Annotated in this window: 8 protein-coding genes; 3 read left to right on the forward strand and 5 right to left on the reverse strand. The window is 60.4% G+C overall.

Going from position 1 to position 12,343, the window contains the following annotated elements:
* Positions 1-106 precede the first annotated feature (106 nt).
* The 3 genes from ABE473_RS16630 to ABE473_RS16640 form a co-directional block, all read right to left on the reverse strand.
* Positions 107-544, reverse strand: a complete 438-nt coding sequence (locus tag ABE473_RS16630) for a hypothetical protein (protein ID WP_346490253.1) — start codon at positions 542-544, stop codon at positions 107-109.
* Positions 545-601: 57 nt separating this feature from the next.
* Complete coding sequence (locus ABE473_RS16635; RefSeq protein ID WP_319214347.1) at positions 602-1,399, reverse strand: siderophore-interacting protein; 798 nt, start codon at positions 1,397-1,399, stop codon at positions 602-604.
* Between the two features lie 90 nt (positions 1,400-1,489).
* The gene (locus ABE473_RS16640) at positions 1,490-1,993 is read right to left on the reverse strand and encodes a PadR family transcriptional regulator (protein WP_176990507.1); all 504 of its coding nucleotides are present in this window, start codon (positions 1,991-1,993) and stop codon (positions 1,490-1,492) included.
* Positions 1,994-2,462: 469 nt separating this feature from the next.
* On the opposite strand from ABE473_RS16640, the gene aceE reads away from it, so the two are divergent.
* From aceE to ABE473_RS16655, 3 genes are all read left to right on the forward strand, one after another.
* The gene (gene aceE, locus ABE473_RS16645; protein WP_123731337.1) at positions 2,463-5,150 is read left to right on the forward strand and encodes a pyruvate dehydrogenase (acetyl-transferring), homodimeric type; all 2,688 of its coding nucleotides are present in this window, start codon (positions 2,463-2,465) and stop codon (positions 5,148-5,150) included.
* 165 nt (positions 5,151-5,315) lie between these two features.
* Positions 5,316-6,416 (forward strand): DNA cytosine methyltransferase, encoded by a 1,101-nt coding sequence (locus ABE473_RS16650; protein WP_346490254.1) that lies wholly within the window; start codon positions 5,316-5,318, stop codon positions 6,414-6,416.
* Positions 6,385-9,579, forward strand: a complete 3,195-nt coding sequence (locus ABE473_RS16655) for an N-6 DNA methylase (RefSeq protein WP_346490255.1) — start codon at positions 6,385-6,387, stop codon at positions 9,577-9,579. Before ABE473_RS16650 ends, ABE473_RS16655 begins: the two co-directional genes overlap by 32 nt.
* Positions 9,580-9,983: 404 nt before the next feature.
* On the opposite strand, the gene ABE473_RS16660 is transcribed toward ABE473_RS16655, so the two are convergent.
* Both ABE473_RS16660 and ABE473_RS16665 read right to left on the reverse strand, forming a co-directional pair.
* Entirely contained in the window at positions 9,984-11,297 is a 1,314-nt protein-coding gene (locus ABE473_RS16660) for an XVIPCD domain-containing protein (RefSeq protein ID WP_346490256.1), read from the reverse strand.
* Between the two features lie 27 nt (positions 11,298-11,324).
* Positions 11,325-12,191, reverse strand: a complete 867-nt coding sequence (locus ABE473_RS16665; RefSeq protein WP_346490257.1) for a hypothetical protein — start codon at positions 12,189-12,191, stop codon at positions 11,325-11,327.
* Between the last annotated feature and the right edge of the window lie 152 nt (positions 12,192-12,343).

Below are 12,343 nucleotides of genomic sequence, written 5' to 3' on the forward strand. Positions count from 1 at the left end.
CGGGCGGCCCGGGGCGGGGCGCCCGACCACCAACCCGTGCGGGGCGGGGGGCCCCCCCCCCCCCCCCCGCACTACCGTTCCTGATGCGGATGCACGAGGGCGATGATCACCCCGCCGCCACCTGCGCGCTCACCTTGCCCAGCCACAGCGTGGTGAAATCGGTCGGCGTCCGCCGTGCCGGCGCAGTCAATCCGCTCTCCCGCAGGAATGCATGCGTCGCCTGCGCGAACGCCTGGCGGGCCAGCAGCGCGGCCTGCTTCACCGAGGCCTGCTGCTTGCGCAGCTGCACGATCTGCAGGCTCGGCTTACCGGGCATCGCGTACTTCTGGTAACGGCGCAGCTCGTCGGCGACCAGGTCGATATCGATGTTCGCCTGCACCAGCGCCGCCTGCGCGCGTGCCAAGGGCACCAGTGCGGTGCGCAGCTGGGCGATGTTCCCGCCCACGGAAGGCGCCAGCGCCGCCAGGGCGGCATCCAGCGCGGGATCGGCGCGCTCGGCGCGGTCGATCAGATCGGTCAGTGCCGAAAGAGGAGAGGCTTGCATGAAAGGCACCGGCACAAAACGCGATTGTCGCATCCGTGGCCGGTGCCCGTCGCGGGCTCAGTCGTCGTGGTGCTCACTGCCGTGGGCCTTCCAGTAGCCGGTCGAGCGGATCCAGTCCTTCGGCACGCCCAGGTGACCCTCAATGTACTTGCGCATCATCCGGGCCCGGCGCGACTCGGCCGCGATCCAGTAGAAGGTGTCGCCCTCCGGTTCCTCGAAATCGGTCAGCACGTCCTCCAGCAGGGTGCTGCTGGCGGCGTCGAAGCCGTTGCGTTCCAGCCACGAGATGCGGATGCGGTCGTCCTCCGGCAGCTCCTGGCGGTCGCCGGATTCCGGGATCTCGATGTAGACATCGGCGTTCGCACCCTCCGGCAGCGTCTCCAGCCAGCGGCCGATCGCCGGCAGCGCGGTTTCATCGCCGATCAGCACGTAGGTGTCGAAGTCATCGGCGGTCATGTGCGAGCCGCGCGGGCCGCCGACGGCGATCGCATCGCCCGGCTGCGCGTTGGCGGCCCAGGTCGAGGCCAGGCCGTCGCCGTGCATGACGAAGTCCAGCGCCAGCTCGTTGCTCTCCAGATCCCACCAGCGCGGGGTGTAGTCGCGCGAGGGCGAGGGCGTCTGGCCGTCCGGGTAGCGCGGGCCTTCCGGGGTCATCGTCGGGACCACGAACTGGCCCTCGGCGTTGGGGAAGAACAGCTTGACGTGGTCGTCCGGCGAGGGCGAATCGAAGCCTTCCAGCGCCTCGCCCCCGACGATCACCCGGCGCATGCACGGGCTTATCTCTTCGGTGCGCAGCACCTGCAGCGGGCGGAACTTCACGGTATGACGGAGCAGTCGGTTTTCATGCAGAGCCATGGGAATACCTGGATCAGTGCCGCAGCGCGGCGTTGAGAGAGAAGGACCTGGCGGGCGGTGGCTGGCTGGGTCTGAAACGAAGAGGGAAAGTCAGCGGCCCTGCGCACGGATGTGCGCGGCGGCCTCGCGCAGCGCTTCGGCCACGGCGGCGGCGTTGTCGTCCTGCCAGCGGCCGTGGCACAGGCCCAGCGCGTGCTTGAGCTCGCGCAGCGCATCGCGCACGGACGGCGGCAGGTTGGCCTTGGTGATCGTGCGCGCGCTGTCGCGCACCCGGTGCACCGCTGCATCGACCTCGTCGCGCTGCGCCTCCAGCTCGGCCTGGCCCAGCGCGCTGAGCGCATACCGCTTGCGCCCACCGTCCTCGACCGCGCCGACCCAGCCGGCGGCCTCGAACTGCGCCAGCACCGGGTAGATCGAGCCGGCGCTGGGCGTGTAGACCCGCACGAACATGTCGCTGATCAGCTGGATCAGCTCGTAGCCGTGGCGCGGCTGGTCGGCCAGCAGTGACAGCACCAGCAGGCGCAGATCGCCGCGGCTGAGCGGCCGGGCGGTCAGCGGGCGGGCAGGGCGGTCGAGATCGCGCGGAGAGGTCATTTCGATATATCGAATGCAGTAACGGAACGATATATCGAAAACTCCCGTTCGGCCAGCCGCGCGGCACGCATGGCAGGGATGCGTTCAGGTCAATCCAGCGTGCGACGGTGCGTGCTTGTGGTGGAACACTGCGCGCCGTGTTGGCCGACCAACGCGACCGATGATCCACGCCGACGCGCGCTGTAACGCCCTCCCGCCGCGCACGATCCGCGTCAATCGCCTGCGCCGCAGCGCCTGCGCTGTCCAGCGGTGTCCTGCTGACGCGCCGGTGTCATCGCCACCGGGCAGGCTGAAATGCAGCGTGGAACCTTCACGCGCGGCCCGCGCGCTGTCGCCTGCTGTCCTTCCGGACACGCCCGGATGGTTCCATACGCAACCGTAGCGAAGTAAGCAAACCCCTTGGTGCGCTACACTTTGCGGCTAGAAATCTAAAACAGTCGCGCGCGTGCGTGCGGTCATGGGAGCGCAAATGAACTGGTTGAACGAGGTGCTGAACAACGACCCGAATCCTGTGGAAACCCAGGAATGGATCGAGTCGCTGAAGGCCGTTATTGATGTCGAGGGCCCCGAGCGCGCGCATCAGCTGTTGGAAGGCATGGTGGAACTGACCCGTCGTTCGGGTGCTTACCTGCCGTTCTCTCCCACCACCGAGTACGTGAACACCATCGCGCCGACCCTGGAGGCCAAGAGCCCGGGCAACGCCGAACTGGAATGGCGCATTCGTTCCATCATCCGCTGGAACGCGATGGCGACCGTCGTGCGCGCCAACCGCAAGCCGGGCGACCTGGGCGGCCACATCGCCTCCTTCGCCTCCGGCGCCACGCTGTATGACGTGGGCTTCAACCACTTCTGGCGCGCCCCGAGCGAAGACCACCCGGGCGACCTGCTCTTCATCCAGGGCCACAGCGCCCCGGGCATCTATGCGCGTTCCTTCCTGGAAGGCCGCATCGACGAAGCCCAGCTGGACAAGTTCCGCATGGAAGTCGACGGCGGTGGCCTCTCCAGCTACCCGCATCCGTGGCTGATGCCGGATTACTGGCAGACCCCGACCGTGTCGATGGGCCTGGGCCCGCTCGCCGCGATCTACCAGGCGCAGTTCCTGCGTTACCTGGAAAACCGTGGCCTGATCGAGAAGTCCGACCGCAAGGTGTGGTGCTTCATCGGCGACGGCGAGAGCGATGAGCCGGAAACCCTCGGCGCGATCGCGCTGGCCGGCCGCGAAGGCCTGGACAACCTGATCTTCGTGGTCAACTGCAACCTGCAGCGCCTCGACGGCCCGGTGCGTGGCAACGGCAAGATCATCCAGGAACTGGAAGGGGTATTCCGTGGCGGCGGCTGGAATGTCATCAAGCTGCTGTGGGGCGGTTACTGGGATGCCCTGCTGGCCAAGGACACCAATGGCGTCCTGCGCAAGCTGATGATGGAAACCGTCGACGGCGAGTACCAGAACTGCAAGGCCTTCGGCGGCGCGTATACCCGCGAGCATTTCTTCGGCAAGTACCCGGAAACCGCTGCGATGGTCGCCGGCCTGTCCGACGACGATATCTGGCGCCTCAACCGTGGTGGCCACGATCCGCACAAGGTGTACGCCGCCTACCATCAGGCCGTGAACACCAAGGGCATGCCGACCGTGATCCTGGCCAAGACGGTCAAGGGCTACGGCATGGGCAGCGCGGGTGAAGCACTGAACCCGACCCATCAGACCAAGAAGCTGGACGACGATGCCGTCCGCCATTTCCGCGACCGCTTCAACATCCCGGTGACCGACGCACAGCTGGCCGATGGCCAGGTGCCCTTCTACCACCCGGGCCCGGATTCGCCGGAAGTGAAGTACCTGCAGGAACGCCGTGCCGCCCTGGGTGGCTACCTGCCGCAGCGCCGCCGCAAGGCGACCAAGAGCTTCAACGCACCGAAGCTGGAAAGCTACGAGCGCCTGCTGAAATCCAGCGGCGAGCGCAGCTACTCCACCACCATGGCCTTCGTGCAGAGCCTCAACATCACCCTGCGCGACAAGGAACTGGGCCCGCACATCGTGCCGATCGTGGCCGACGAAGCCCGTACCTTCGGCATGGAAGGCCTGTTCCGCCAGATCGGCATCTACGCGCCGTTCGGCCAGAAGTACAAGCCGGTCGATGCGGACCAGCTGATGTTCTACCGCGAAGACCAGAGCGGCCAGGTGCTGCAGCAGGGCATCAGCGAGCCGGGTGCGATCAGCTCCTGGATGGCCGCCGGTACCAGCTACTCGGTCTCCAACGTGCCGATGCTGCCGTTCTACATCTACTACTCGATGTTCGGCTTCCAGCGCGTGGGCGACATCGCCTGGCAGGCCGCGGACATGCGTACCCGTGGCTTCCTGCTCGGCGGCACCGCCGGCCGCACCACGCTGAACGGTGAGGGCCTGCAGCACGAAGATGGCTTCAGCCATATCGTCGCCGGTGGCATCCCGAATGTGCGCAGCTATGACCCGACCTTCGGCTTCGAAGTGACGGTGATCCTGCAGCACGGCACCAAGGCCATGATGGAAGATCAGATTGATGAGTACTACTACATCACCCTGATGAACGAAAACTACACCCACCCGGAAATGCCGGAAGGCGCGGCCGAGGGCATCGTCAAGGGCATGTACCTGCTGACCGACGCCGGCAAGCCGAAGAAGGGCGAGCTGCGCGTGCAGCTGCTGGGTTCGGGCACCATCCTGCGTGAGGCCATTGCTGCCGCCGAGCTGCTGGACAAGGACTTCGGCGTCACCGCCGACATCTGGAGCTGCCCGAGCATCAACGAACTGCGTCGCGACGGTTTCGATGCCGAGCGCTATAACCGCTTCCACCCGGAAGCCGAGCCGCGCAAGGCCTACGTGACCGAGCTGCTGGAAGGCCGCCAGGGCCCGGCGATTGCCGCGACCGACTATGTGCGTGCGTATGCGGACCAGATCCGTGCGTTCGTGCCGATGTCGTACACGGTGCTGGGCACGGATGGCTTTGGTCGTTCGGATACCCGTGCGAACCTGCGTCGCTTCTTCGAGGTTGACCGGTACTACATCGCGCATGCCGCGATTGCGGCGCTGGCTAAGGAAGGGAAGATGACCGGGAAGGATGTGGCGCGGGCGATCAAGCAGTACAAGATTGATCCTGAGAAGGCTAATCCTGTAGGGGTTTGATTGCTCCGGGTGTGAGTCAATCGAAAGGGCGGCCGTAAGGCCGCCCTTTCGCGCTATAAAGGCAAAGTGCTCTTCCAGTCTCAACCTCTGCGAACGTCGTCGCCGATGCTTCGACAACGTGACTAGCTATCGAAGCGCATAGATCGCAAACATATATTGAATACGATGAAAAATAAGAGTAGCCAAATCGAAGCCAGTCCTGCTGCCCCAAGGGTCATCTCACTCTTCTCGGGCTGCGGCGGCATGGATTTTGGAGTCAAAGCTGCCGGCGGGAAGATAGTGTTTAGTAATGACATACTTCCTGATGCCTGTGCCACGCTTAGGAAGTACTTTCCAGATTCCCAAGTGTCTTGTGGTGACATTGCGTCGATCGAAGAGTTCCCGGAGGCGGATGTGGTCGTTGGTGGCTATCCATGCCAGTCTTTCTCTATGGCGGGCAATAGAGATCCCAAGAAGGATGCAAGGACAAATCTGTACAAGCAATTCCTGAGGGTGATCGAAATTGTACGTCCGAAGTATTTTGTTGCCGAGAATGTATCCGGTCTCAAACAGCTTGGCGCTGGCAGCTTTCTTGAAGAGCAAGAGCTGGCCTACAAGGAGGCAGGCTACACGGTAACGCATCATCTTCTGAATGCTCGCGACTTTGGGATTCCTCAGGCTCGAAAGCGTCTCTTCATTGTGGGTATAAGAAACGACCTATCTCAAGAATTCAAATTCCCCGAGCCGACGCATGGGAAGCCTACAAAAAAATCTCCCCACTTGAAGCCCTATACATCGCACGGTGAAGCAATCAAGGATCTTCCGCTATGGCCAGAAGGGGAGTTTTACGAGCGGCCGCATGATCCAGAAGGTCATTTCTCTTGGTACTTCATGTCTCGCAATAGAAAGGCGAAATGGGATGGGCCGGCTTTTACTGTTGTAGCAAACTCAAGGCACATCACGCTGCACCCGGCGAGTCCGACCATGAAGTTGACATGGTCGAATTTGGCTGATGGCTGGAAGCAGCGATGGGACTTCACAAATGAGTATGATCACCTCGTTGAGGGAGCATCTCGCCCGAAGCTAGATGCTCCGCGGCGACTATCCTGGCGGGAGTGCGCACGGATTCAAACCTTCCCGGCTGACTTCGAGCCAGTTGGCGATGTGGATTCGAAATTCACTCAAATTGGCAACGCCGTTCCCCCGATGCTCGCCGAAGTCATGTTCAGGCATTTGTTCACTGGGCAGGGGTTGATTGATCGAAAGCCTGTTCGCAAGGGCCGATGATATGAAACAAGAGCGTCTAATGGATGGAACCTGTGGAACTCTGGTCCGCGCAATAGCCGCTGCATCAAATGCAGCCAAAAATGAGGCTCAGTTGAGGCACGAAATCGAGATCGCTCTTCACGCAGCGTGCTCGTCTCTCGATATTCCGTGGACGCCTTTTCAGATGGAGCGGGCGCTGAAGCGAAGTGGCGCTTCCACTAAGTTTATTGATGTTGCCCATGGTGGGGTCCTGATTGAGTATGAGCCCCCGCTTTGCTTTGTTGGTGGTTCAAACGCCAAGGCAAGGCATGCCCGTAAACAAGTTGAAGAATATTCGCGCCTGATATCTTCTGAAGAGGGGCGTCCACTGGGGGACTACTTGCTGGTCGCGTGGGATGGTGCCTCGATTACATTTGGTAGGCACTCGGCGCAAGATCAATTGACCAGCTGGGAAGAGGTTGTTCCTTTCGACACCGAGGCGGCGCGGCGACTTCTAGTGGCGATGAAGTCAAGTGGTAGGCCCCTGGTCCACCCCAAGCTCCTGCAATCTCTGATTGGGCCCGACTCAGCACCGGGTACTCAGTTGATCCCACTTCTGTACGCTCAGATTTGTAGCAGCCTGAAGGAGAGTTCCAGCAAAACAAAAATGCTCTTCACCGAATGGGGAAGGCTGTTTGCTCAAGTCGTGGGTTTCCAGCCCGACGGTATGAAGCGTCTTCTGAGACGACAAGAGCTTTCACACGGTCAGCCCTACGAAGAGAATCCATCGGCATATCTCTTTGCTCTGAATACATATGTTGCAATCGTCGCTAAGGTTGTGGTGGCGTCAGCACTCCCGAGGGCCGCACAAAACGTTCTCGATGCCTCTGTTCCTATAAAGAACAGGCTGGTAACTATCGAAAATGGCAGTCTCTACGAGGGTTCCGGAATTCTTAACATGCTCGATGGTGACTTCTTCTCCTGGTACTTGGAGAATGACGCCTGGAGCTCATTGGAAAGTGGCCTTTCCAACATGGTCGGTCGCTTAGCTGGAATTGATTTTACGGTCGCGAAAAAAGACCCTGCAACTACCCGGGATCTTTTCAAAGGCATATATCAGGAGTTTATTCCTCGGGAGATCAGGCACGCTCTCGGCGAATTTTACACGCCGGATTGGCTGGCCGAGCACACGCTTGCGATGACTGATTGGTCCGAAAATGACGCTTTGACCGATCCAGCATGTGGGTCAGGCACCTTTTTACTTGAGGCGCTGAGGCGGCGTCTGCTATCGGGCGAGCTAACGACAGCTAGAGACTTGCTTCACGGTATAAATGGTGTTGATCTCAATCCACTTGCTGTTTTAACAGCCAAGGCTTCCTTGGCGGTATTCGTTGCCCCGTATATTGAGCCAAAGGAACCATTGCGTCTACCCGTATATCTTGCAGATAGCATCAACCCCGCGCGACCTGGTGGTGGTCTGTTTCCCTCCTTCCGATACTCCCTGAGCACAGAGCTTGGTCCAGTGACCTTTTCTGTTCCGTTGCTCTTAATTAAGAGTGACGCCTTTTACCCCGTTTTTAAAAGAATCCGCGACCTTGTTGAAGAGGATAAGGCGTTAGGGTTGATTGTTGGGGATATCGAGAGGCTGCTTTCTAGATACGGTGTGGATCGTGCTTTCGCCACGATGTTGACGGAAACCATTGAGTCTTTTATCGGGCTTCATCAGCAAGGATGGAACGGCATCTGGTGTTCGATCGTCGCGGACCGGTTTGCCGCTGGTGCAGTGGAGGTGTCGCGATATGTTTGCGGGAATCCCCCGTGGATAAAATGGAGTAACTTGCCAAGGGAATATACTAAGCAGATCCAGCCGCTCTGCAAAGAGCTCGGAGTGTTTAGCAATGATAAATGGGTGGGCGGCATCGAGGGCGATGTGTCCACTGTGGTTGCTTTTCAGGCTATTCAGACATACCTTGCTGATGGCGGGCAGATGTGCCTGCTTCTACCTGGTTCAGTCTTCGAGACGCCTTCCAGCGCGGGTTTTCGACGGATGCGAGTGGGGCATTCCGAAACAAGCTGCTCGATTGAGAGCGTCCAAGACTTCGATAAGATTGCGCCGTTCGATGGTGTAAATAATATGCCGAGAGCAGTCCTGATCCGAAAAGGAGGAGAGACCGCGTATCCCGTGCGTTATAAGCGTTGGCTAACCGGTGGCGCTAAGTCGTCTGAAATTCGTAGTGTTGGTACGGCTTCGGAATTTGAGAGGCTGGCTCAGTATGAGGACCTGTATGCGTGGCCTGTTCCAGGCGGAGGTGATCGCCCCTGGATAGTCGGGATGCGTGATGAGATGCGTGAGCTAAATGCCGTATTTGGCACTGCAAATCCAAGGTATCAAGCTCGAAAGGGTGTAACAGCAGATCGCAACGGAATATTCTGGGTTAAACAGTTGTCTGCTGAGATAGATGGTCTTTTGACCATCGCCAATGAGGCTGGTATTGGGAAGACCAAGGGAATTCCTAGGGTTACTTCTCCCGTGGAATCCAGGCACGTGTTTCCCCTCTTGAGGGGAAGGGGGGTGTCGCGCTTCAGCGCAAGGCCTGAGCAGGAGTTGCGATACTTTGTTCCGCAGCGTTCGATGCACGGCGATCCTGACTTGCACGAGCATAGTCCCCTATCGTACGCATTTCTAAAGAACTTCAAGGTAGAACTTGAAGCTCGATCTAGCCTGAAGCGGTTTCAGCGTGGTCAGCCATTTTATTCATTGTGGACAGTAGGCGATTACACCTTCGCACCATTCAAGGTGCTCTGGAGGGAAATCGGAGGCAGTTCGTTTGAGGTGGCATATGTGGGGAGTGCAGACATCGATGGCCGCGCAGTGGTGGTGGTTCCTGATCACAAGCTGTATTTCATCCCGGTGGAGAGTGAGCATGAAGCCGCGTTCCTTACAGGTTTTCTTAACTCAAGGCTTGTGTCCAAGGCGGTTGCCTCATATGGGGCTACACTTAGTTTTGGGGTCAGCGTGAGCACGTATATTCACATTCCAACCTATGACCCTTCCTGCCCTCTAATGAGGGGAATTGCAGAGCGGGTAATGGCTGTTTCGTCAAGTGCTGCTAACGGTTCGGAGGAAGATATGACCGAGCTTAACAACGCAGTTACCTCTCTTATTTCGATTCGTTCTTCGCTTAGTCATCCGCCCGGCGTTTGAAAGCGTGGTGTACTGCAGCGCGCGGATCTGCTTCGTGTGCGGCTTCAAGGCGACATCCTGCCGGCACCTGCAGTTGCTGAGCTTCAATACTTGGCCTTGCGCGATAGGAGTGGCACTCCGTTGCGGCCCAGTTCTCGCCTACTGGGGAGCTGGATAAGCGACGCCCTGAGGCCAGTGCGACATCTGGCGGATATCCACTGACCAGCAGCAGGCCCGGCTTCGGCCCCGGCCTGCTACCATGCCCCCGCAAACCCAGCCAGCCCAGCCAGCCGAGCGAGCGCAGACACATGCGGGCCGGCCGTCACATGTACTTCCCAGCGAGTCAGGACACCCACCGGTGCCCCCGACGCCCCCCCGTTATTGAGTAGCACCGGGGTCTAGCGTAGTCGGCGGAGATAGCGGGCTCACCCCATCCGCATACTGCGCACTTCAACCTCGCGCTGATCCTGTTGGCTGCGCTGTTCGGTTTGCAGGGCCTGCGTCTGGCGCTCCTGTCCGGCCATTTCCAACCGCTGCAGAGATTGCTCCACAGGTGTCTGCACGGCCACCTCCGTTGCCATAGTAGCGCGCTGCTGCGCCGGGTCCTTCAGGTCGCCCTGCACCACGAACACGTTGCGGCCGGCGGCGCTATCGGCGGTGCTTTGGCTCAGCACCACATGGTCGGCGCGCTCCAGCCCGTTCTCCACGGCAAGCGCAGTAAGGCTGGCCGTCAGCCGTTCGCTGGTCTCGTCAAAGCTGCGCCCATGTTTCGCGTCGAGCGCGGCCACATGTCCGCGGATCTGCTGGTAAAGCGGGTAGTGGGCATCGCCTGGGCGAAGCTCGGCCAAACGGGTCTCCGGCTCCTGCCCGGGCAGGTCATTCAGCACCACCTTGGGTGTTTCGATCCGCTGTCGGTAGGAATCATCGGGATGGAACTGGGTCGCCTTCTGCTCGCGCTCCAGGCGCACCTCGCGCGTTTCGTTCAGTCCCTCGAGCACCCGCGGATTGCGCTCCTGCATCGGGAAGCCACCTTCGGGGTGGTGGTGCCACGTGCCAGCCTTCTCGTCATACACGTGGTACGAGCTGCGTATACCGATCACATTCGGATTGCTGGCAGGCAGGGCCTGGTCAGCCATGGTGGCTTCATAGAACCCAAGCTTGGCCACGTAGGCGGTTGCCTGTCCCCAGGGCATGGCGGCGTAGGCATGGCCCACCGTGCTCGTTGCGCGGCTCAGACCCCGGTTGTCGTTGTTGAGCATCTCCTGCCAGACCTTCTCGGCGGCGTCCTCGCTCACATTCCTGCGGGTGGCTTCCAGCAGGATGCGCGGGGTCCAGCAGTTCGGGTCCAGACGATGTTCGACAAATGCCTTGTCGTGGGCCACCTGCACGTCGCGGCCAGGCAGGTTGAGCGCCAATTCGGGCTTGCCTGCATCCAACCATCGCTCCCGCCGTTCCAGATCGCGCTGGAGCAGGGTTTGCCCGAAATGCTCCCACTCGCGCTCGGTCAGAACACGGTTGGGCAGCGCGGGGTTTCGTTCGTGCTGGTCGCTTGCCGCAACCTGGGCATAGGCATTGGCAACCTGTCCAGGCAGGTTGTCATTGCGTACCACGCCAAGCGCCAGAAGTCCGTAACCATCAGATCCGTCCTTCTGCGCCAGGTAGCTCCAGTAACGCTCGCGATTACCGTCGGTCGCGTACGCGCGCAGTATTTCGACGTCCTTCTGATTCAATCCGCTCACGCGTTGTTCCTCCTGAACAGTTCCGGATTACTGCACTTTGTAACGCGCCAACGTAGCGCGCGTAGCATCTTCCATCGCTTTCCAGTCCTTCAGCAGCACCCGCGGATAGAACAGGCTCACGGCAAGGTTGTCTTTGCTGTCCACGAAGTAGTGCGTACAGCTGGCCACCTTGGGTGCGTCATCCGGCACCAGAAGATCACCCTTGATGACCAGACCTTCCTGGCCACCTTCAGGTTGGTCGCACTTGATGAAGGTCGCCAGTTGTCCATCCGGCGCGCGGGCGATATACCACTCGTCTTCCATGCGCGGATTGCGCGTAGCGGGCTGTCCGAATTGCTCCTCGTACGCTTTGGAGAACGCCGCCATGCGGTGTTCATCGATGGCATACGGCGTGAGGCCGAACTGCTCGGCGCCAGGTACCCGCAGGTCCAGGCGGCGGCGGGGGTCATTGCGATTGACCGAGCCATCTTCAGTGGTTGCTTCTGTGCTGGTCTGGCGCGGGAGCAAATCAGATGCAGAAATGGCATCGAGGTAATCGATCGATGCGGTGACCGCCCGATAATGGTCGGTCATGGTCCGTGTGGGACGCGTACCGGGCGGCGCCGCCTTCAGACCCGGCCACATCAGGGTAAGCGCCACGCCGCCGCCAATGGGGGGACCGATCTGGTCGTCGTAGAGATTTGCCGGGAAGGCATAGCGATGCGGGCCCAGCTTGGCCACCACTGGCGCCGTTGTATAGATATAGCCGTCAATCGTGCGGCTCTGGCTGGAATCTTCAGACATGGCAGCTTCTTTCTCTCCCTTTCCCGTGGGTGGAACCTTGGCACAGGCGCTGGCGCTGAGGGCGACGGCTAGTGCAACCGTCAGGCACCGGCCGGAGGACATCATGCTCATCGGGCCATTCCATTGCATTGGATGGGGTCAACTATAAGGAAAGCTCCGTCAACGGGACAGCAGGCGATTGCTGTGGCAGTAGAACGAGGTAAAGGGATGGATGGTGGCCCGAGCGGCCCCACAGTGCCTTGCGAAGGACTAACGAGGGGTAC

The sequence above is a fragment of the Stenotrophomonas sp. TWI700 genome (assembly GCF_039673645.1).
Classification (GTDB): Bacteria; Pseudomonadota; Gammaproteobacteria; order Xanthomonadales; family Xanthomonadaceae; genus Stenotrophomonas; species Stenotrophomonas maltophilia_AA.